Raw genomic sequence first — 19,230 nt, forward strand, 5'->3', positions numbered from 1 at the left:
GCGCAAGCCAGGTGAGAATGATTGGACGGGAATGGGTATGAAGTTAAAGGATTATATATGGCCGGTGATCGGGTTGGCCGCTGTTGCTGTCTCCGCGTGGCTCCTCTACCGGGAGTTGCGGAGCATATCTCTTGAGGATGTGATCCACAGTCTCTATGCGATTCCGACCCACCGCTGGATTCTGGCCGCCCTTGCCTCCCTGCTCGCCTATGCCGCCCTTGCAGGCTATGACCGGATTGCCCTCCTGCATCTGCGCCGCAAGATTTCCTGGCTGTTCATCACCCTGTGCTCCTTCACCACCTATGCGCTCTCGCACAATATCGGCGCGTCGGTGATCTCGGGTGCGGTGGTGCGCTATCGCGCCTATTCCTCGCAAGGGATGAGCGCGGCGGAAATCGCCCTGCTTATTGCCTTCTGCTCCTTCACCTTCATGCTGGGCACGATCACCCTGAGCGCATTCGTGCTTCTGATCGAACCCGAAATTTTGCAGCGCTTCAACAATGAGCTGCCGCTTTCCCTCAGCTATCTCCTCGGCTTCGGCGCCCTCGCCTTCGTGCTGCTCTATGTCTTCGGCAGCTGGCTGCAGCTGCGCCCGCTGCGCATCCGCAAGTTCACGCTCGAATATCCGCGTCTGACCGTTGTCGCCCAGCAGCTGATTGTCGGGCCGCTGGAACTGATCGGCGCCGCCGCCATCATCTATTTCACCCTGCCCGAAGCGGGCAATCCCGGCTTTCTCATCGTGCTCGGGATTTTTCTCATCTCGTTTTCCGCCGCCCTGATTTCCCATGCGCCGGGCGGCCTCGGCGTACTGGAACTGGTCTTCCTGACCGGGCTTCCCGACATGAACCAGGCCGACGTGCTGGCCGCGCTGATCATCTTCCGCCTGTTCTACCTGCTGATCCCCTTTGCCCTGTCGCTGCTCGTCGTCCTGTTCTTCGAGCGTTCGCAGTTGCTGCTGCGCTGGTACAAGAAGGACAGCGAGACCTGAGCAGTCAACGCCGGACCGATTTCACGATTCCGGATTTTCGCATTGGAATTTTTTTCCAATACACCCCGACTTTAGACCCCCATTCCTTCAAAGAATGGGGGTTGGCACCTATTTTCAGGCTGTGATTTCAACGTTTCCTCCCCAAGCTGGAAGGATGGGTGCCTGATGACAACATTGATCATTCCCGGATATCTCGGCTCCGAGAAAGGCCATTGGCAACGGCAGTGGCTGGCCGATGACGATACCGCCCGCCTTGTCGAACAGGATGACTGGGAAAACCCGGTTCTGTCGCAGTGGCTGCACGTGCTCGAGGCGGCGATCTCGGAAACACCCGGCGCCATTCTCGTTGCCCACAGCCTGGGCTGCGTGCTCGTCGCCCATCTGGCCAGCCGCCCCTCCGCCGCCCATGTGGCAGGCGCCGTGCTGGTGGCACCCGCCGATGCCGAGCGCATGGCGGTGCAGGACCCGAAATTCCGCAGCTTTGCCCCGCTGCCGCGTCACGATTTCGGCTTTCCCTCCATCGTCGCCGCCAGCCGCGACGATCCCTACATGTCCTTCAACAAGGCGCAGGCACTGGCGGATATCTGGGGCTCGGGATTTGTCGACATGCGCCACGCCGGCCACATCAATGTTGCCAGCGGTTTCGGCGCATGGCCGGAAGGTTATATCCTGGCGCAGTCCATGCGGCGGCCGGACGATGCCCTTCGCGCAAGGCGGGCAGCCTAGCCCGCCTGCTTGCGCTCCAGAACATATTTGAGGATGAGGGTGACCACCGCGATCAGCGCCAGCGTCGACGAGGCGGCAAAGGCCCCGGTGACGTTGTAGTCGTTGAACAGCAGTTCGATCTGCAGCGGCAACGTGTTGGTCTGACCGCGAATGGCGCCGGATACCACCGACACGGCACCGAACTCGCCCATGACGCGTGCATTGCACAGCACCGCGCCATAAAGCAGCGCCCAGCGGATATTCGGCAGTGTCACGTAGAAGAATGTCTGCAGTCCCGTTGCCCCGAGGGTGATGGCCGCTTCTTCGTCCTCGCTGCCCTGCGCCTGCATGAGCGGAATGAGTTCGCGTGCCACGAACGGGCTGGTGACAAACAGGCTGACCAGAAAGATCGCCGGCACCGTGAACATGATCTTGATGTCGTGGCTCTCCAGCAGCGGACCGAGCAGGCCCTGGCTGCCGTAGAGGAAGAGATAGGTCACACCCGCGACAATCGGCGAGACGGAGAACGGAATCTCGATGAAGGTGATCAGCAGCCGGCGGCCGGGAAAGCGGAAACGCGTGACCAGCCAGGCGACGCAGATGCCGAAGACCATGTTGATCGGCACCACGACGATGGCCGTCAGCACAGTCAGCCAGATCGCATGCAATGTCGCGGGCTGGGTGATCTGCGCGATATAGACGGAGATGCCCTCGCGCAGCGCGTAGGTAAAAATCACCGCGATCGGCACGCCGATGAACAGCGCCGACAAGGCCATGGCGGCGAGGATCAACAGCCAGTGCGCCGTGCGTGCCGGGCGCTGGCCATGCCGCCGCGACGACTGCATTTTGGCCGGGGCGGCGAGATCAGCTGCGGTCTGCATAACGGAGCTGCCAGGCTTGAATGGAATTGGTGACAAAGAGCATGAGGAACGCCAGCGCCAGCATCACGGTGGCGATGGCCGCCGCGGCGGGATAGTCATATTCGTCAAGGCGGATGAACACGAGCAGCGACATCACCTCGGTCTCGAACGGCAGATTGCCGGAAATGAAGACGATGGCGCCGAATTCGCCGAGGCTGCGGGCAAAGGACAGGCTGCATCCGGCAATGAATGCCGGGAAAATCGCGGGCCAGATCACCCGCGCAAAAATCTGCCAGTTGGTCGCTCCCAGCGACCGCGCCGCTTCCTCGACATCAACAGCCACATCCTCCAGCACCGGCTGCACCGTGCGGATGACAAAGGGAATGCTGGTGAACATCATGGCGATGGCGATGCCGAGCGGCGCATAGGCGATCTTCACCCCCAACGGTTCGAGATAGCGGCCGAACCAGCCATTGGCGGAAAAGACGGTGACGAGCGCGAGACCGGCAACGGCGGTCGGCAGGGCGAACGGTAGGTCGACCACCGCGTCCAGCAGCCGCCGCCCCAGAAACTCATAGCGCACCAGCACCCACGCAAGCAGCAGGCCGAACAGTGCATTGAACAGCGTGGCAAGCAGCGCCGCCCCGACAGTAATCTTGTAGGTTGCAACGGCGCGCTCGGAGGAAATGATGGTCCAGAAATCCGACCAGCCGAGATTGACCGATTTGTACAGCATCGCCAGCAGGGGCAGCGCCACGATGATGGCGAAGTACAGCAGCGTCACGCCGAGGGTCAGGCTGAACCCCGGCAACAATCCGCGCTGGCTGGATTTTGAAAACAACGGCATGCTCGGGTTCTAAAGCCTGTTCGCGTGAAAGCAAGCGAGTGGTTGCAAAGAATGCGGCGGCACAGCCAACGCCATGCCGCCTTCGGGTTCATCAGCCGCTGATCAGCGCTTGGTGAAAACCTTGTCGAGGATGCCGCCCTCGGCGAAATGCTCCTTGGAGAGCTTGTCCCAGCCGCCGAAAACGTCCTCCACGGTCACCAGACGTGTCTCGGGGAACTGTGCGGCATATTTCGCCTTGATGGCCTCGTCATGCACGCGGTTGAAGTTCTGGGCGAGAATGTCCTGCCCTTCCGGCGTATAGAGGAATTTCAGATAGGTTTCGGCAATCGCCCGCGATCCGCGCTTGTCGACGACCTTGTCGACAACGGTGACGGGAAACTCCGCCAGCAGGCTGACCGGCGGCACCACTGCCTCATACTTGTCTTCGCCCAGCTGCTTGCGCGTGCCCAGCACTTCCGCCTCGAACGTGATCAGCACGTCGCCGATGCCGCGTTCGGCAAAGGTCGTGGTTGCGGCACGGCCGCCCGTGTCGAACACCGGCACGTTGGCAAAGAGTTTCTTGACGAAATCCTGCGCCTTGGCCTGGTCCTTGTTGTTGGCCTCAAGCGCATAGGCATAGGCGGCCAGATAGGTGTAGCGCGCATTGCCCGAGGTTTTCGGATTGGGGAAAATCACCTTCACATCGTCGCGGACGAGATCATCCCAGTTCTTGATGTGCTTCGGATTGCCGGCGCGCACCAGAAAGGCCGGCAGGGAATAATAGGGCGAGGAATTGTTCGGCAGGCGCGACTGCCAGTCGGCGGGAATGAAATTGCCCTTGTCATGCAGCACCTGCACGTCGGTGACCTGGTTGAACGTCACGACATCGGCTTCCAGCCCTTCGAGGATCGAGCGGGCCTGTTTTGACGACCCCGCATGCGACTGGCTGACGGTGATGTCCTTGCCGGCCTCTTTCTTGTAGGCCGCCGTAAAGGCCTTGTTGACCTGCTCGTAAAGCTCGCGCGAAATGTCGTAGGATACGTTGAGGATTCCGGTCGGCTCCGCGGCATTCACCGGCCCGAGGCCAAGCGCCAGAGCGACCGTGGCATAGACGAACAGTTTTCTCATTGCATTCTCCCAAGCAGCCAGCACGGATCGTGCTGTCGAAATGAACCCAGCCCCATCCAACCCAGCGATGTCATAGGAGAACGGATATTTTTTCTGAGAATGCCGCCAAATCTCCGGGAGCGGAAGAATTGGAATTCCAACAATACCTTGCTTCTTAAAACTTTATTCCAAGAAATGACTAAAATGAAATATTCGCCCGGTCTATCCGGCCCGGTTCCGCAATCCGCTTCCACCCCGCGATGCCGCGAGGCAGCGTCGTGAACAAAAGCGCGACTTACCAGAAGCCGCGATGCTGCCAGCACCAGAGGAAATCCTCCTCGGTCCAGTTGCGATGACGCTTGGCCGAGGCCTCGTCGCTGTCCCGCTTCTTCGCATCCCGTGCATCGGTGTCGAGTGTTTCCGAGGCGAATACCTCGCGCCACAAGCGTTCTGCCCGATTAAAGATGCCTGATACTTCACTGTACATTGCGACCTCCAGGGAACAATTGGGTTGCAGAGTGCAGCTGCCTCCAGGAGGCAACCGATACCCGATGATGACCGGTTGTAAAAATTTGTCAACAATCACTACCGGTTTAATCGTGTATCGATTTTAACGCTTTCGCAACTTTTCGGGTGCTTAATTCTTAATGAATGATTATTTTTCAGAGCCTTAACAGCCATTTTTAAGACATTTGGCCGCCATGAAAAAACTCCATTTTTTAACACTTTAGCACTAGAAAATGTCACGCGAGGGACTATGACTGCATCTCACAGGGTGGTCAGGCAACAATCATGATTTCGCAGAAAGCCAAGTATGCGCTCCGGGCGCTTGTCGTTCTCGCCAGAGCCGATGCCGAAAAGGCCCTTTTCATTTCGGACATCGCGGAAGAACAGAACATTCCGAAGAAGTTCCTGGAACAAATCCTGCTCGACCTGAAACATCAGGGCATCGTCATGAGCCGCCGCGGCAAGATGGGCGGCTATCTCCTGCTCAAGCAGGCGCAAGACATCACCTTTGGCGAGGTCCTCAGGCTGATCGACGGGCCGATTGCGCCCCTGCCATGCCTCAGCAAGATTGCCTACCGGCGCTGCGAAGACTGCGACAGCGAGGACAAGTGCGAAATCCGCCATGTCTTCAGCGAAGTCGCCAATGTCACGCGCGGCGTGCTCGATAAGACCACGATTGCCGATTGCCTCGCTTACGGCGATGGCGGCAAGCTGGCAACCGTGCTCGACAGTTAGAGCGGTTTGCGGCCATATTGAATCGTTCTGCCGGCGGGAATTTGCGGACAAGGTCAAGGGGTTTGACGAGACCGATGTTATCCATCGGACGAAGCCAAAACCCGCAGGAATTGGGCCAAATTCACCCGGCCCTTCGGGTTTCCGGCTGGCGGACACCCACTTTGTCAGGCAGCTTCGTCCGATGGATAAACATCGGCCTTGCTACCTTCCGCGTGGATTGTCTCGCCATCCGGGAAACAGAACTGATCCAATATGGCCGCAAACCGCTCTAACCCCTCGGGAAACACCATGACTGCCAACGATCCGGAAACACTGGCCTTTTACGCCGATGAAGCCGTGCGTTACGCCAACCAGTCGCAGGCGCGCGCGTTTGACCATCTCGACGCCTACCTCGCCCTGCTGTCCCCCGGCGCCAGAATACTGGAACTTGGCTGCGGCGGTGGTGACGACACGGCGCATATGCTTGCCCGCGGCTTTGACGTGGTGCCGACGGATGGCTCACCCGAGATCGCCGCCGAAGCGCAGAAGCGCCTGGGCATTGCCGTCGATGTCTTGCAGTTCGAGCACATTGCCGCGGACAATGCCTATGACGGCGTCTGGGCCAGTGCCTGCCTGCTGCACGTGCCGCGCGCCGGCCTGCCCGATATCATCAGCCACATCAACCGCGCCCTCAAACCCGGCGGACGGTTCTTTGCCAGTTTCAAGGCCGGTACGGCCGAAGGCCGTGACCGCTTCGGCCGCTACTTCAACTATCCCTCGCCGCAATGGCTGCGCCAGGCCTATGGCGAAGATCGCTGGCACGGCATCGATATCGCTGCGCTGATGGGCAGCGGCTATGATCGTGAGCCGACGCAATGGCTGCACGTCATCGCCACCAAGCAGCCCTGATCAGGTAAAGACAGCTTTTCCGATAACCGGCGTTGACGGCACCGCCACATCGCGCGGCTCCAGCATGCCCGCGTGGAAGGCCATGTGCCCGGCATCCGCCGCCTTGGCGAAGGCGGACCCCATGGCGACAGGGTCGGCAGCCTTGGCAACGGCGGTGTTGAGCAGGATGGCATCAAAGCCGAGTTCCATCACCGTAGCGGCATGGGACGGCCGGCCGAGACCGGCATCGACGATGAGCGGCACCTCGGGGAAATGCCCGCGCAGGGCACGCAGGGCATGCAGATTGAGCGGGCCGAGCGCCGAGCCGATGGGCGCGCACCACGGCATCAGCACCTCGCACCCCGCCTCGAGCAGGCGCTCCGCCACGACCAGATCGTCCGTCGTATAGGGAAACACCTTGAAGCCGTCCGCAGTCAGGATCCGCGCCGCTTCCACCAGCGCAAACACATCCGGCTGCAGCGTGTCGTGATTGCCGATGACTTCGAGCTTGATCCAGTCGGTGGCAAAAATATCCCGGGCCATCTGAGCGGTCAGCACCGCCTCCTTGACCGTATGGCAGCCCGCCGTGTTGGGCAGCACATGCACACCGAGCGACTGGATCAGCGACCAGAACCTGTCGCCGGACTTGCCGCCCGCCATTTCGCGCCGCAGGGAGACCGTGACGATCCTGGTTTCCGATGCCTTCACCGCATCCATCAGGATCGCCGGTGACGGATATTGCGCGGTGCCAAGCAGGAGGCGCGAGGACAGTTCGGTGCCATAAAGGGTCAGCATGGTTCAGCCTCCCTGCCGGGGGGTGAGGATTTCCACCCGGTCGCCTTCATTCAGCGCCACGGCAGCGCGCGCGGTCGCCCGCACCAGTTCGCCGTTGAGCGCGGTCGCCAGCCATTCGCCCTCATACTCAAGTTCGCCGAGCAAATCGGCCAGTGTTTTGGCCGCAACCTCGTGCGGCTCTCCATTGACGATCAGTCTCATGATCAAGCTACCTTCTCCGAGTCAAAAGCCATCGCTGCCGCCTGCATCGCCATGGCAGGCGCCAGCAGAAATCCGTGCCGGTACAATCCGTTGATGCTGATCACCCGGCCATCCCGCTCCACGCGCGGAAAATTGTCCGCATAGGCCGGGCGCACACCGACACCGGTCTCGATGATCGCTGCCTCGCCGAAGGCCGGATGCAGGCTGTAGGCGGCATTGAGCAATTCCATCATCGACCGGGCAGTAACCGGCCCCGTCGCATCGCTTTCGATCATCGTCGCGCCGACCATGAAGAGGTGATCGGCGCGCGGGACGATGTAGACGGGAAAACGCGGATGGATCAGCCGGACTGGCCGGGCCAGCGCGATGTCGCGGGTTTGCAGGATCAGCATTTCACCGCGCACCCCGCGCAGGTCCGGCTTGGCCGTGGAATAACCGGTGCAGTCGACAATACGGTCGAATTTGCCCTCGTCCCGCTCGTTCTCAAAGCGAACGCCGGATGCGGCCAGCTTGGCCGCCAGGGCCGTCAGGGCGCGGCGCGGATCGAGATGCGCTTCGTCCCGGAAAAACAGCCCCCGGCGGAACCGCCCCGCAAGGTCGGGTTCGAGACTGCCCAGTGCCTGCGCGTCCACGCCGGCAAAACCCGAGGTGCGCGAGGCGAAGCGGTCCAATTCCCCGGCATCACGCGCTGGCGCCAGCACCAGCGTGCCGTTGCGCACGACGCGCCCCGGCAGGGCTGCCTCCCACCAGGAGGCAGCCTTCAATCCGAGTTCCAGCACCTGTTCATCGGCATTTTCCCGCTCGCAATAGGGCGCAAGCATGCCGCCCGCATACCAGGAGGCGGTCGATGACGTGTCGCGGCGCGGGTCGAAGACGGTTACGTCTGCGCCCCGCGCCATCAGTTCATGTGCGGCTGTGAGCCCGGCCACGCCAGCGCCTTTGACAAGGATGCGCATCAGAAATCGTCACCCCCGACCGGTATGGGCACAGCTGCTGGCTTCAGCGGCATGTAGAGATCGCCGCCCTGCCGGAATTTTTCCGCCATGGCTGACATGCCCTCTTTCTGCGCTTCGGCGCGGATATCGTGGGAAATCCGCATCGAACAGAATTTCGGCCCGCACATGGAGCAGAAATGCGCCACCTTGTGCGCCTCCTTCGGCAATGTCTCGTCGTGGAACAGCCGCGCCGTTTCGGGATCGAGCGACAGGTTGAACTGGTCTTCCCAGCGGAACTCGAAGCGCGCCCGCGACAGGGCATCGTCCCGCACCTGCGCCGCCGGATGGCCCTTGGCAAGGTCCGCCGCATGGGCGGCGATCTTGTAGGTGATCACCCCGATCTTCACATCGTCGCGGTTGGGCAGGCCGAGATGTTCCTTCGGCGTGACATAGCAAAGCATGGCGGTGCCGAACCAGCCGATCATCGCCGCACCGATGCCCGACGTGATGTGATCATAGCCGGGCGCGATATCGGTGGTAAGCGGTCCCAATGTGTAGAACGGCGCCTCGCCGCAGACGGCAAGCTGCTTGTCCATGTTCGCCTTGATCTTGTGCATCGGCACGTGGCCGGGGCCCTCGATCATCACCTGGCAGCCCTTGGCCCAGGCAATCTGCGTCAGCTCCCCCAGCGTCTCCAGCTCGGCAAACTGCGCCGCATCGTTCGCATCGGCGATGGAACCCGGCCGCAGCCCGTCCCCCAGCGAGAAGCTGACATCATAGGCACGGCAGATATCGCAGATTTCCTCGAAATGCTCGTAGAGGAAACTTTCCCGGTGATGATGCAGGCACCACTTGGCCATGATCGAGCCGCCACGCGACACGATGCCGGTGACGCGGTCGACGGTCAGCGGGATGTAATGCAACCGAACACCCGCATGGATGGTGAAATAATCGACACCCTGCTCCGCCTGTTCGATCAGCGTGTCGCGATAGACCTCCCATGTCAGGTCCTCGGCGATGCCGCCGACCTTTTCCAGCGCCTGATAGAGCGGCACGGTGCCGATCGGCACAGGGGCGTTGCGGATGATCCATTCGCGGATATTGTGGATGTTGCGGCCGGTCGACAGGTCCATCACCGTGTCGGCACCCCAGCGGATGGCCCATACCATTTTTTCCACTTCCTCGGCCATGGAGGAGGTCACTGCGGAGTTGCCGATATTGGCGTTGATCTTGACCAGGAAGTTGCGGCCGATGATCATCGGCTCGAGTTCGGGATGGTTGACATTGGCCGGAATGATCGCCCTGCCCCGGGCAATCTCCTCGCGGACGAATTCCGGTGTGACATAATCCGGCACCGACGCGCCGAAGGAATTGCCGTCGCGCTCCAGCTGCGCCCGCGCCGCGTCGCGGCCAAGGTTTTCACGGATCGCCACATATTCCATCTCCGGCGTGATGATCCCCGCCCGGGCATAGGCGAGCTGCGTCACGGCTTTATCGCCCTTCGCCCGCAGTGGCCGGTTGCGCACCGGGAACTCAGGGGTCAGCCGTTCACCGGTGACGAAGCCATTGTCCTCCAGCTTGACGTGGCGGCCGTCATAGGCGGCAAGGTCGGCATGGCCGGCAAGCCAGCTTGCGCGGATGCGCGGCAGGCCCTTGGCGATGTCAATGGCAGCGTTGGCATCCGTATACGGCCCGGACGCGTCGTACACCGTCACCGGCGGCTCGCCCGCTGTCGGATGCACCGATATCTGGCGCAACGGCACGCGGATATCCGGATGGATATGGCCGGGTTTGTATATTTTGATCGAGGCCGGCAGCGGTCCTGCCGAAACGGTTGGGGTAATTACGGTCATCATCAGGCTCCTAAGCAATCAAGCGTGGAAACCCAGTTCTGTGCCGGAAGGATGAAAAGAGATTGCGAATCCGGATACGGATGTGCCGAGGCTGACTCGCATGACTTTCGCACCGTCCCTACGCCAGTATGAACTGGATCAGGTTCAACGGGTCACTGCGCTGCAAAAGCCAGCAGAATCTCAGCCCCTTGTCGGGACCCCCCTGGTGAATGTCTTGAATTGAACGCCCGATCCGCCATTTGTCAAGCGAATCGGTAAAATCGTGTGTGTGGCGCCCCGTCGATTCCGGGCGCCTTGACCGGATCAGTACGCGCGCAGCGGCTTCAAAGCATTGCTCCACTTGAGCAATTCGCCAATCATGGTGTTGGCGCTGGCGGTCACCAGTTCATTGGCCTGGAAGACGCCTTCATCGTTGATGAACTGCTGGTACGCCGGAACGGGAACGCCTTCGGGAATGGGAACCATCCGCAGGCCTGCGATGAGGCCCTTGACCGATTCGACCGAGCGCAGGCCGCCCGACACGCCGCCATAGCTGACGAAACCGACCGGCTTGTAGTTCCATTCCTGCCAGAGATAGATGATCGCATTGGTCAGGGACGGCGGAGCGAAATAGTCATATTCCGGCGTCACGAACACGATCGCATCGCCCGCTTCGATCAGCGCGCTCCACTTTTTCGTGTGCGCATGTTCATACTTCCGGGCACGCGGGTGGTTGGGCTCGTCGAAAACCGGCAGGTTGAGATCCGCCAGGTCAATCAGAACCGGCTCGAACTGGCCGTCCTGGCTGGCAAAGTCATGGAACCACTTGGCAACCGGCTGACCGGCGCGGCCCGGACGGGTGCTGACGTGGACGATGTTGAGCTTGGGTGCCATTGAAAGGTCTCCATAAGGCTTGAATAGTATGGAGCATGCATAGGCGCGGCGTGATGCGGCGCACAAGAAGGCACTTTTTTGAAACCGGGTAATATCGATGTGAAGACGATAGTTATGGCGGAGTCTTCACAAAACGAAACCCGCTCCAGCATGGCTCGCTGTGCGGGTTCTGTCGCGTTTTGCAAGGACCGGAAACTCCGGTCATTGATTATCGGTTGTTGCTGAAATCGCTGGTAGCGGCACCTGGACGGGCAACGCGTTCTTTCTTCTTCGGACCAGGAAGCAGACCTTCACGCTGTGCCTGCTTGCGCGCTGCCTTGCGGGCGCGGCTGACGGCTTCAGCCTTTTCACGGACACGGCGCTCGGACGGCTTTTCAAAAGCCTGGCGCGCCTTCATTTCGCGAAAGAGACCTTCGCGCTGCATCTTCTTTTTCAGGACCCGGAGGGCCTGTTCAACATTGTTGTCACGGACGAGAACTTGCAATCGTTTTCCTTACCCATGCTTGTCTCGTCTTGCGGGCGTAAGCGTCACAATCAGACAAGCGTTTGATGAATTACCACAACGGCAATCCCGAGAAGCGCGGACTTTATTCATTCCCGCGCTAAAAATCCAGTGCGCGGGAGCAGTTTTACTGACATCCACTTCATTTCATCCCGGCAAATTCAATATTTCCGCCGGGATGAACCTGTCGCTTTGCCAAATCCGCCGTGTCGGACGGATTTCGGCAGGGAATCAGATGGCAGCGGTGATGATGATTTCGACGAGGTAGTCCGGGGTCGCCAGCTTGGCTTCGCCGGTGGCGCGCGCAGGCGTGTTGGCCGGATCGACCCAGGCATCCCAAACCGCATTCATTTCGGCAAAGTCCTTCATGTCGGCCATCCAGATGATCGCCTGCAGGATCTTGGACTTGTCGGAACCGGCTTCCTTCAACAGGCGCTCGACCGAAGCCAGGACATCCTTGGTCTGCTCGGTGACGCTCTTGCCCGGTGTGCCTACCTGCCCTGCGAGATAAACCGTGTTGCCATGGATAACGGCCTGGCTCATGCGTGGACCGACTTCAATACGACGAATGCTCATGGAAAGCTCCTCTAGCAGTTTGGGTAGATCGATATTGGACAGGCATATAAGAAAAAAGGGCCATACGGCCCTTTTTTCAAAGAAATGGTGGGCACAGTAGGGATCGAACCTACGACCCGCTGATTAAGAGTCAGCTGCTCTACCAACTGAGCTATGTGCCCGTCAGCCGCTTTGACGACCGAAGGTGGGGGCTCTATAACGGGGCAAAACCGGCCTGTCCAGCCCTTCTTGAAAACTTTATGTCAGCTTTGAACAATAAGTTGTTTAAACAAAAAGCTGCCCCTCCGCCGTCTTGACCGCTGAACCGCCGATACGCCCGCCGGCAAGCTTCTGGTCGGTGATATCCAGTTCCAGCCGCAATCGCGATGGACGGCCCATTTCCTGGCCCTGTTCCAGCCACAGCCGCAACAATCCGTCGAGCGGCTGGTCAAAATGCTGGATGGCCCCGGCAAAGGCCGCCGTGGCGGAACCCGTTGCCGGGTCCTCGTAGGTGCCCTCGTCGCTGACAAACATCCGCGCATGAAAATTGCTGTCGTGCAGCGTCGTTTCGCGGCAATAGACATAGACGGGCAGCTGGCGCCCGTCGATGACCGGTGCCGCCATTTTCATGGCGTCCTGGTTGATTCGAATCCGCCCGGCAGCCGCCAGCCCGTGAATCGGGATCAGCAGGTAGGGCACGCCGGCATCCCAGATGGTCGGAACGTGATTCTCGAAGCCGATCTCCTTGGGTTCAAGACGCAGGGCATTGGCCAGCGCGATCCTGTCGGAATTGTACGGCACCTGTTCCGGCAGCTTGGGAAGATCGAATTCGGCAAACGCTCCCGCCTTGCTGAGTTTCACGCCGCAGCGGACGGGGCCGATCTTCTCTTCCAGGATGATCAGCGTTTCCTGATCGCCCGCCACATCGGGAAAGCGGCTTTGCGCCAGGGCAATGGCGGACCCGACAGTCGGATGACCGGCGAAAGGCATTTCGTAATCGGGCGTAAAAATCCTGATCTGCGCCGTATGGGCAGGATTGTGCGCCGGCAGGACGAACACCGTCTCTGACAGATTGAATTGCCCGGCAATCCGCTGCATGGCGGCATCGTCCAGCCCGGCTGCATCGTGCACAACCGCAAGGGGATTGCCCGTCAGGACCTTGTCGGTGAAAACATCATAGACTTGATAGTGCCGGCCGCTCATTTGCATACTCCTCGTCAAACCCTCGGCGAAAGTAGACACTGGAGAGAGCTGTTCAAGATAAACCTTGTGACGGTGACATTCCAGCCTGCAGGCCATCTGGTGCGTGGTTCGACAAGCTCACCATGAGGGAGGTGGTTGACTGCAAGTTCAATCACAAACGTTGCAGAATAGAACGCCCTGCAATCCTCACTCACCCTCATGGTGAGCTTGTCGAACCACGCACGGCAGAAATGCAACATTGCCTCTCTCGGTTCATGGCCTGAAATGCCAGTCGCCAAAGGTGGCGAAGGTACGCGGCGTCGCCTCCCTCATCTCGCCGGCCGCCGAAATGGCACAGACGCCGTCCAGCTCCGGATCGGCCTGGGCGGCAATGGTGGCGCGAATGGATGCGAGCAGTTCATCTCCGGTCTGTCGGAAATAGTAACGCCGGAACACGGCTATGCTCCGCTCCACCCTGACGAGATAGGCCATGTCGTCCCGGTGCGATGCAGTGCCAAGATCAATGCCGGTTTCCTCGGCCACCTCGCGCTGGGCATTGCCGTCGAAATCCACCTGATCGCCCACCAGGTCGCCCGCATCGAACGAGCCAGCCGGGAAATACACCCGTCCAGCCGCCGATGTCGTGGCGCCCATCTGCCCGGCAATCAGCCTGTTATCCGTCGATACCATGACCCCGACGCTGAAGATGTGCCAAGGCTTTGCAGCCGTGCGGTTGCGCTTCCAGTGCATCATCGTGGCAAAGGTGGTGCGCCTGTAGGCCGCGCGGAAAATACCGGCATCGATCCCTGCCTGTTCAGCCAGGAAGAACGAGCCGTCGAACAGCGTGGGATTGGCCGCCAGTTCGCGTGTCCAGTTTGCGACAATGTCAGCGCGATGCTGAACATCGTAGGCGAGAGGCCCCTCCTCCACGCGCACAATGGCCTGACGGATCGGTATGACGGCTGCTTCGGGAATGGTGTGCATGGGTCAGATGACGTTGAACGTGACGGCAACGGGGCAGTGATCGCTTGCCTTGGGGCGGTCCCAGCCGATCCTGGGAAACAGCTCGACCTTCTGGTCCGGCGGGAAAATCGTGCGGTATGGCTGGCCGCGCCGGATGATGTCGGGCACAACCTTGCTGTTGGTCCTGGCCAATGCGGGCGACGCGAGGATGTAATCGAGCTGGCACAGGTGGCGCTCCTCCGGGCCGCGCGTATGGTATAGCGTCCAGCGATCCATCACAGGGCGGCGTTCCACCAGATTTTCGCAGAACCCGCCGTCCAGCAGCACGTCGACGCTGCTCGTCGCCTCGCGCACCGGATCGAACGTGTATCCGGCCAGCGAATCGCCGCCAATGACGATGCGTTCGCGATAATCGTTGAAATCGCCGCAGATCACCCAATGCTTGCTGGCCGAACCGCCGCTATCGGCAAACCGGTCCTCGATGATCCGCCGCACCGCTTTTGCCTCGGCCACGCGCACCGGCATGGAGGCCGTGCGCCCGTCCAGCCCGTTGCGCGGCGGGCCCATGGATTTGAAATGGCTGACAAACAGCGTCAGCGGTCGCCCGCCGATGCGCACGTCGATCTCCAGGCAGTCGCGCTTGAAAATGCGCTCATGCGGCTCAAGCCCGAGCGCCGCGATTTCGGCGTTGTACAGACCGAAATCATTGTAGGTGACGTGGGCATGGCTGGTCATTTCGATGAATTCGATCGGCTCGCCGTGCCGGGTCTGGTCGCGCATCAGCACCGCCACGTCGATGCCGCGGCTGTCATTGCCTTCCAGCATGTATTTGTGCCGGTAGCCCTCGCCGACCATCTTGAAGAGATAGCCGAACTCGAAGGCATTCAGCGCGCCGATATTGTCGACTTCCTGCAGGCAGAGAATATCCGCATGGGTTTCGGCGATGGCAAGCGCCGTCAGCTGGCGCGTGTCGTCCGCATGGGCGATGGCCCGTGCCTGTTCCAGCTGCCGGTACTGTTCCTCGTCATTGATCTGGAACAGCTGCAGCGTCCGGTCCTTGTTCAGATTGTTCTTGAAGCCGGAGAAATCGAACCTGTTCATCAGATTTTCGACGTTGAACGTGGCGATGCGTACAGACATTCACAGACCCTGAATTATGAAACCGACAGTCGAAGCAGGACGTTGTTGTGAACCTAGCCTGATTGCCGCACGACAACCAGTGCCGAAACCGTTACCGCAGGGATTTCCGCTTGGCGGTGGCGGCGGGGTGCGCAAAGGCCTATATTAGGGAAAACAGCATGGACATGACGATGATGAAGACCCTGATCACAGCCCTCGCCGCCTTTAGCCTTGCCCTGACCCTCGGTCTTGGCGCCGCGTCTGCACAGGTCCAGCCCTATCGTCCGGCCCCGCGCGGCAATGATCCGGTGCCACTGCAGCCGCTGATTCTCGGCACCGACAGCCCGGCCAACCTTGCCGGGCCCAACTGCACAGGCTCGGCGCGGTGCAACGATTTCCGTACCCGCCGGCCCATCATCTCGCCGACGACCCGCACCCAGGCGCAGATCTGCCAGGACCGCTATCAATCCTACCGTGCCTTCGACAATACCTACCAGCCCCTGAGCGGGCCGCGCCGCACCTGCACGCTGCAATGAAAAAGGCCCATAGATCGCTCTATCGGCCTGATTCCCGGAAAGGTCGGAGACCTTAGTTCTTGGCCTTGTCGACCAGCTTGTTGCTGCCGATCCATGGCATCATGCCGCGCAGCTTTTCACCGACTTCTTCGATCTGGTGCTTGTCGTTGTTGCGGCGGATAGCCTTGAAGCGCGATGCGCCGGCCTTGTATTCCTGCATCCAGTCGGAGGTGAACTTGCCGGTCTGGATGTCGGTCAGGACACGCTTCATCTCGGCCTTTGTTTCGGCAGTGATGATGCGCGGACCGGAGACATATTCGCCCCACTCGGCCGTGTTGGAGATCGAGTAGTTCATGTTGGCGATGCCGCCTTCATAGATCAGGTCGACGATCAGCTTCACTTCGTGCAGGCATTCGAAATAGGCCATTTCAGGCGCATAGCCGCCTTCAACCAGCGTTTCGAAACCGGCGCGGATCAGTTCAACGAGACCGCCGCACAGAACAACCTGCTCACCGAACAGATCGGTTTCGCACTCTTCGCGGAAATTGGTTTCGATGACGCCCGAACGGCCGCCGCCGACGCCGCAGGCATAGGACAGCGCGAGGTCATGCGCATTGCCCGAGGCATCCTGATGGATGGCGATGAGGCAGGGAACGCCGCCGCCCTTCTGGTATTCGCCGCGAACCGTGTGGCCCGGGCCCTTCGGCGCGATCATGACAACGTCAACGGTCTTCTTCGGCTCGATGAGGCCGAAATGCACATTGAGGCCGTGGGCGAAAGCGATGGCAGCGCCGTCGCGGATGTTGTCGGCGATGTGATCCCTGTAGATGTCGGCCTGCAGTTCGTCCGGCGTCGCCATCATCATCAGGTCGGCCCATTTTGCCGCTTCGGCAACGCTGACGACCTGGAAGCCGTCTGCTTCGGCCTTCTTGGCGGTGGCAGAGCCCGGACGCAGGGCAATGCGCACGTCCTTGGCACCGGAGTCCTTCAGGTTCAGCGCATGGGCGCGGCCCTGCGAACCGTATCCGATAATGGCAACCTTCTTCGACTTGATCAGGTTGATGTCTGCATCGCGGTCATAATATACGCGCATTGATTTCTTCCCTTCAGCGTTGCGTACAGCGGCCTTAAGCGGCCCCGTTGGTATGAGCTCCGTACAGAGCGAAAAACTGCTGTGTCGCGCGCCGGGCCTCGCCGTCGATTGCCACATCAGTCAACTCGAACCGGTCGCCAAGCAGCAACCGGATTTGCACATCCCGGACGACCAGTCCGAAAAAGGTGCGAAATGCTTCTTCCGTATCGTCGAATGCCAGCAGTCCGGCTTCACGCCCGACCTCGAGCAGCGGCATCAGGCGGCGCGCCATGGCAAACGGCCCGTTCTCCAGGACGATGGCGCCGAGATCGCGCTTGTCGCTGCCCGCATGGCTGACGGCCACGCGGTTGAGCGCCACGGAAATCTTGCCGGAGAGAACGCGCAGCCAGTCCGACGCAAAGCGTTCCAGCCCGCTTGTCAGCGACGAAAGATCAAGTCCGTCGCGCCTGACCGTGACGCCGCGCACCTTCGACGCCTGCCACTGGACCGTCGCGGTCAGGAGCCCGTCCCGGTCGCCGAACCATTTGTAGAGGGTTTCCTTCGAACAGCTGGCGCGGCGCGCCACGCTGGTCATCGTCAGCGCGTCCCCCGCCTCCACCAGCAGGCCAAGCGCCGCATCGAGAACGTCGCGCTGACGCTCTGTCAATGGGCTGTCACTGGCTTCCGCAGCAGATTGCACGAGGCTTCTTCCATTCGCTTTCACGGCTTCATATGCCGTACCGTACGTTACGGTTCGGTTCTAGAGCCATGAAAATCGTTTGGCAAGTGGGGATGAAAAAGATTTCTAGAGCCAGGCTTTTTCCCGCAAACCGATTGGCCGGAACGGGTCGATCAGGGTACCCGATACCATGGATGCCAGAAGCTGCGGCGCCGGCGGAATGCGCGCCACGGTTGGAACCACCCAATCGCGTGCAAAGGGCAGCAGGGTCGAGTCCGACTGGTAGAACGGGGTGAATGCCCGCGACAGGGCCTGGAAGCCGCGCACATGCGTCCGGCGGGAGGCGGCATAGGCGGACAGCGCCGCATCGAGCTCCGTGGAGGTGGCAAGGGCATGGGCAAGCGCCCGCGCGTCCAGCAGCGCCATGTTAGCGCCCTGCCCCAGCTGCGGGCTGGTGGAGTGGGCCGCATCGCCGATGACGGCAAGGTGACGCCCGGCAGGCATGGCCAGCGTGTGGTGGCCATAACGCGCCAGCGTCATATCGTCGAAGCCGCCGATCTGATCGGTATAGGCCGAGCATTCCGGCCAGAGCGACAGCACCCGGTCCTTCCAGCTTTCGATTCCCGCAGCGCGCAGGGCCTCCGCTTCATCCGGCTTTGTGCTCCAGAAGAATGCCGCCATGTCATCGCCGCCCGCATCGGTCCTGCCAATCGGCAGAACGCCGATCATCACGCCGGCCTTGCGGTAGCGCTGCAGCAGCGAGCGCGTGTCAAACCCCTCCCCGCGCCATTTCAGCGATGTCCAGAAGGCGCCGTACGTCAGGGGCTCCGGTTCGCAGGGATGGATGGCAAACTGCTTGAGCCGCGAACGCGAGCCGCTGGCATCGACGACCAGATCGAAGGTGCCGATGCTGCGGCCGGTACTGGTCATCAGCCATGCCCGGCCGTTGCCCGTGTCCAGCGTGACGACGTCGACATTGGTCTTGATATCGATACGCGCCTGCTGCACCGCCTGATACAGCACATCGAACAGGGCGGCGCGATGCACGGCAATGCCGTAGCGTCCGCTTTTCAGTGCGGCATACCGGACATCCAGCACCGCCCGCCCGGACAAAGCATCGGCGCCGTAGAGCCGGTCGATCCGGTTGCCGAGCCCGGAAATACTGTCGAACAGCCCGAGATCGCTGAGCACCGTCAGGCCGGTGGGTTGCAGGATGAGGCCGGAGCCGAGGGGCGAAGGGGCGGCAAACCGTTCGAGCAGTTTGACATCATGCCCGGCGCGATGAAGATAGAGCGCGGCGGCAAGGCCCGCCGGGCCCGCACCCACAATGGCAATCCGCTGTTTTTTCAATCTGACCCTGCCCGTTTGCTGCTACGGGCATACAGACGCGA

The 19,230-nt window shown here is 60.8% G+C and carries 22 protein-coding genes, 1 tRNA gene and 1 riboswitch; of the genes, 5 read left to right on the forward strand and 18 right to left on the reverse strand.

The window, feature by feature from the left end:
* Positions 1 to 37: 37 nt before the first annotated feature.
* Both ACZ5FP_RS15485 and ACZ5FP_RS15490 read left to right on the forward strand, forming a co-directional pair.
* Complete coding sequence (locus ACZ5FP_RS15485; protein WP_464663308.1) at positions 38 to 988, forward strand: lysylphosphatidylglycerol synthase domain-containing protein; 951 nt, start codon at positions 38 to 40, stop codon at positions 986 to 988.
* A 162-nt stretch (positions 989 to 1,150) separates the two neighbouring features.
* Positions 1,151 to 1,714 carry an alpha/beta hydrolase gene (locus ACZ5FP_RS15490; protein WP_464663310.1) on the forward strand — a complete coding sequence of 188 codons (564 nt, stop codon included), beginning with the start codon at positions 1,151 to 1,153 and terminating at the stop codon, positions 1,712 to 1,714.
* On the opposite strand, the gene cysW is transcribed toward ACZ5FP_RS15490, so the two are convergent.
* From cysW to ACZ5FP_RS15510, 4 genes are all read right to left on the reverse strand, one after another.
* Positions 1,711 to 2,538: a sulfate ABC transporter permease subunit CysW gene (cysW, locus tag ACZ5FP_RS15495; protein ID WP_374042689.1), complete on the reverse strand. Its 828-nt coding sequence runs from the start codon at positions 2,536 to 2,538 to the stop codon at positions 1,711 to 1,713. The two genes, ACZ5FP_RS15490 and cysW, sit on opposite strands and share 4 nt — an antisense overlap.
* 19 nt (positions 2,539 to 2,557) lie before the next feature.
* On the reverse strand, positions 2,558 to 3,400 hold the full coding sequence (cysT, locus tag ACZ5FP_RS15500) for a sulfate ABC transporter permease subunit CysT (protein WP_464661184.1): 843 nt from the start codon (positions 3,398 to 3,400) through the stop codon (positions 2,558 to 2,560).
* Between the two features lie 102 nt (positions 3,401 to 3,502).
* Positions 3,503 to 4,507, reverse strand: a complete 1,005-nt coding sequence (locus ACZ5FP_RS15505; protein ID WP_464661185.1) for a sulfate ABC transporter substrate-binding protein — start codon at positions 4,505 to 4,507, stop codon at positions 3,503 to 3,505.
* Between the two features lie 274 nt (positions 4,508 to 4,781).
* Positions 4,782 to 4,973 (reverse strand): hypothetical protein, encoded by a 192-nt coding sequence (locus ACZ5FP_RS15510; RefSeq protein WP_464661186.1) that lies wholly within the window; start codon positions 4,971 to 4,973, stop codon positions 4,782 to 4,784.
* 305 nt (positions 4,974 to 5,278) lie between these two features.
* Here ACZ5FP_RS15510 and ACZ5FP_RS15515 point away from each other — a divergent pair, with 305 nt between their 5' ends.
* Together ACZ5FP_RS15515 and ACZ5FP_RS15520 are read left to right on the forward strand one after the other, a co-directional pair.
* Entirely contained in the window at positions 5,279 to 5,728 is a 450-nt protein-coding gene (locus ACZ5FP_RS15515; RefSeq protein ID WP_464661187.1) for an RrF2 family transcriptional regulator, read from the forward strand.
* Between the two features lie 288 nt (positions 5,729 to 6,016).
* Entirely contained in the window at positions 6,017 to 6,616 is a 600-nt protein-coding gene (locus ACZ5FP_RS15520; protein WP_464661188.1) for a class I SAM-dependent methyltransferase, read from the forward strand.
* On the opposite strand, the gene ACZ5FP_RS15525 is transcribed toward ACZ5FP_RS15520, so the two are convergent.
* The 11 genes from ACZ5FP_RS15525 to ACZ5FP_RS15575 all read right to left on the reverse strand — a co-directional run bounded on the left by ACZ5FP_RS15525 (position 6,617) and on the right by ACZ5FP_RS15575 (position 15,594).
* The gene (locus ACZ5FP_RS15525) at positions 6,617 to 7,390 is read right to left on the reverse strand and encodes a thiazole synthase (RefSeq protein ID WP_464661189.1); all 774 of its coding nucleotides are present in this window, start codon (positions 7,388 to 7,390) and stop codon (positions 6,617 to 6,619) included.
* Between the two features lie 3 nt (positions 7,391 to 7,393).
* Positions 7,394 to 7,591 carry a sulfur carrier protein ThiS gene (gene thiS / locus ACZ5FP_RS15530; RefSeq protein WP_163365481.1) on the reverse strand — a complete coding sequence of 66 codons (198 nt, stop codon included), beginning with the start codon at positions 7,589 to 7,591 and terminating at the stop codon, positions 7,394 to 7,396.
* 2 nt (positions 7,592 to 7,593) lie between these two features.
* The gene (gene thiO, locus ACZ5FP_RS15535; protein ID WP_464661190.1) at positions 7,594 to 8,547 is read right to left on the reverse strand and encodes a glycine oxidase ThiO; all 954 of its coding nucleotides are present in this window, start codon (positions 8,545 to 8,547) and stop codon (positions 7,594 to 7,596) included.
* Positions 8,547 to 10,379: a phosphomethylpyrimidine synthase ThiC gene (thiC, locus tag ACZ5FP_RS15540; protein WP_464663312.1), complete on the reverse strand. Its 1,833-nt coding sequence runs from the start codon at positions 10,377 to 10,379 to the stop codon at positions 8,547 to 8,549. The genes thiO and thiC overlap by 1 nt, the downstream gene beginning before the upstream one ends.
* 97 nt (positions 10,380 to 10,476) lie before the next feature.
* Positions 10,477 to 10,593, reverse strand: a riboswitch (TPP riboswitch).
* 89 nt (positions 10,594 to 10,682) lie between these two features.
* Entirely contained in the window at positions 10,683 to 11,252 is a 570-nt protein-coding gene (locus ACZ5FP_RS15545; protein ID WP_464661191.1) for an NADPH-dependent FMN reductase, read from the reverse strand.
* Between the two features lie 208 nt (positions 11,253 to 11,460).
* Complete coding sequence (gene rpsU, locus ACZ5FP_RS15550; RefSeq protein ID WP_464661192.1) at positions 11,461 to 11,736, reverse strand: 30S ribosomal protein S21; 276 nt, start codon at positions 11,734 to 11,736, stop codon at positions 11,461 to 11,463.
* 249 nt (positions 11,737 to 11,985) lie between these two features.
* The gene (locus ACZ5FP_RS15555; protein ID WP_105732256.1) at positions 11,986 to 12,330 is read right to left on the reverse strand and encodes a RidA family protein; all 345 of its coding nucleotides are present in this window, start codon (positions 12,328 to 12,330) and stop codon (positions 11,986 to 11,988) included.
* An 85-nt stretch (positions 12,331 to 12,415) separates the two neighbouring features.
* Positions 12,416 to 12,491 (reverse strand) — tRNA-Lys (locus ACZ5FP_RS15560).
* A gap of 103 nt (positions 12,492 to 12,594) precedes the next feature.
* Entirely contained in the window at positions 12,595 to 13,512 is a 918-nt protein-coding gene (locus tag ACZ5FP_RS15565; RefSeq protein WP_464661193.1) for a PhzF family phenazine biosynthesis protein, read from the reverse strand.
* A 252-nt stretch (positions 13,513 to 13,764) separates the two neighbouring features.
* Positions 13,765 to 14,475, reverse strand: a complete 711-nt coding sequence (locus ACZ5FP_RS15570; protein ID WP_464661194.1) for an NUDIX hydrolase — start codon at positions 14,473 to 14,475, stop codon at positions 13,765 to 13,767.
* Positions 14,476 to 14,478: 3 nt separating this feature from the next.
* On the reverse strand, positions 14,479 to 15,594 hold the full coding sequence (locus ACZ5FP_RS15575) for an endonuclease/exonuclease/phosphatase family protein (RefSeq protein ID WP_403176715.1): 1,116 nt from the start codon (positions 15,592 to 15,594) through the stop codon (positions 14,479 to 14,481).
* 158 nt (positions 15,595 to 15,752) lie between these two features.
* Between ACZ5FP_RS15575 and ACZ5FP_RS15580 the strand changes: the two genes are divergently transcribed.
* Positions 15,753 to 16,109 (forward strand): BA14K family protein, encoded by a 357-nt coding sequence (locus tag ACZ5FP_RS15580; RefSeq protein ID WP_464661195.1) that lies wholly within the window; start codon positions 15,753 to 15,755, stop codon positions 16,107 to 16,109.
* A gap of 52 nt (positions 16,110 to 16,161) precedes the next feature.
* Here ACZ5FP_RS15580 and ilvC read toward each other — a convergent pair whose 3' ends face one another.
* The 3 genes from ilvC to ACZ5FP_RS15595 all read right to left on the reverse strand — a co-directional run bounded on the left by ilvC (position 16,162) and on the right by ACZ5FP_RS15595 (position 19,189).
* Positions 16,162 to 17,181 (reverse strand): ketol-acid reductoisomerase, encoded by a 1,020-nt coding sequence (gene ilvC, locus ACZ5FP_RS15585; protein WP_188343638.1) that lies wholly within the window; start codon positions 17,179 to 17,181, stop codon positions 16,162 to 16,164.
* Between the two features lie 34 nt (positions 17,182 to 17,215).
* Entirely contained in the window at positions 17,216 to 17,860 is a 645-nt protein-coding gene (locus ACZ5FP_RS15590; RefSeq protein ID WP_346306242.1) for a TetR/AcrR family transcriptional regulator, read from the reverse strand.
* A 105-nt stretch (positions 17,861 to 17,965) separates the two neighbouring features.
* Positions 17,966 to 19,189: an FAD-dependent oxidoreductase gene (locus ACZ5FP_RS15595; protein ID WP_464661196.1), complete on the reverse strand. Its 1,224-nt coding sequence runs from the start codon at positions 19,187 to 19,189 to the stop codon at positions 17,966 to 17,968.
* Positions 19,190 to 19,230: the final 41 nt, after the last annotated feature.

Source organism: Phyllobacterium sp. T2-21, from assembly GCF_055378485.1.

What these genes read in the sequence shown, in the direction of transcription:
- ACZ5FP_RS15485 (WP_464663308.1), top strand. Translation starts at nt 38, where the DNA reads ATGAAGTTAAAGGATTATATATGGCCGGTGATCGGGTTGGCCGCTGTT.
- ACZ5FP_RS15505 (WP_464661185.1), bottom strand. Translation starts at nt 4,507, where the DNA reads ATGAGAAAACTGTTCGTCTATGCCACGGTCGCTCTGGCGCTTGGCCTC.
- ilvC (WP_188343638.1), bottom strand. Translation starts at nt 17,181, where the DNA reads ATGCGCGTATATTATGACCGCGATGCAGACATCAACCTGATCAAGTCG.
- ACZ5FP_RS15520 (WP_464661188.1), top strand. Translation starts at nt 6,017, where the DNA reads ATGACTGCCAACGATCCGGAAACACTGGCCTTTTACGCCGATGAAGCC.
- ACZ5FP_RS15575 (WP_403176715.1), bottom strand. Translation starts at nt 15,594, where the DNA reads ATGTCTGTACGCATCGCCACGTTCAACGTCGAAAATCTGATGAACAGG.
- ACZ5FP_RS15525 (WP_464661189.1), bottom strand. Translation starts at nt 7,390, where the DNA reads ATGCTGACCCTTTATGGCACCGAACTGTCCTCGCGCCTCCTGCTTGGC.
- ACZ5FP_RS15570 (WP_464661194.1), bottom strand. Translation starts at nt 14,475, where the DNA reads ATGCACACCATTCCCGAAGCAGCCGTCATACCGATCCGTCAGGCCATT.
- thiS (WP_163365481.1), bottom strand. Translation starts at nt 7,591, where the DNA reads ATGAGACTGATCGTCAATGGAGAGCCGCACGAGGTTGCGGCCAAAACA.
- ACZ5FP_RS15545 (WP_464661191.1), bottom strand. Translation starts at nt 11,252, where the DNA reads ATGGCACCCAAGCTCAACATCGTCCACGTCAGCACCCGTCCGGGCCGC.
- ACZ5FP_RS15555 (WP_105732256.1), bottom strand. Translation starts at nt 12,330, where the DNA reads ATGAGCATTCGTCGTATTGAAGTCGGTCCACGCATGAGCCAGGCCGTT.
- ACZ5FP_RS15510 (WP_464661186.1), bottom strand. Translation starts at nt 4,973, where the DNA reads ATGTACAGTGAAGTATCAGGCATCTTTAATCGGGCAGAACGCTTGTGG.
- cysW (WP_374042689.1), bottom strand. Translation starts at nt 2,538, where the DNA reads ATGCAGTCGTCGCGGCGGCATGGCCAGCGCCCGGCACGCACGGCGCAC.
- ACZ5FP_RS15515 (WP_464661187.1), top strand. Translation starts at nt 5,279, where the DNA reads ATGATTTCGCAGAAAGCCAAGTATGCGCTCCGGGCGCTTGTCGTTCTC.
- cysT (WP_464661184.1), bottom strand. Translation starts at nt 3,400, where the DNA reads ATGCCGTTGTTTTCAAAATCCAGCCAGCGCGGATTGTTGCCGGGGTTC.
- ACZ5FP_RS15580 (WP_464661195.1), top strand. Translation starts at nt 15,753, where the DNA reads ATGGACATGACGATGATGAAGACCCTGATCACAGCCCTCGCCGCCTTT.
- thiO (WP_464661190.1), bottom strand. Translation starts at nt 8,547, where the DNA reads ATGCGCATCCTTGTCAAAGGCGCTGGCGTGGCCGGGCTCACAGCCGCA.
- ACZ5FP_RS15565 (WP_464661193.1), bottom strand. Translation starts at nt 13,512, where the DNA reads ATGAGCGGCCGGCACTATCAAGTCTATGATGTTTTCACCGACAAGGTC.
- thiC (WP_464663312.1), bottom strand. Translation starts at nt 10,379, where the DNA reads ATGACCGTAATTACCCCAACCGTTTCGGCAGGACCGCTGCCGGCCTCG.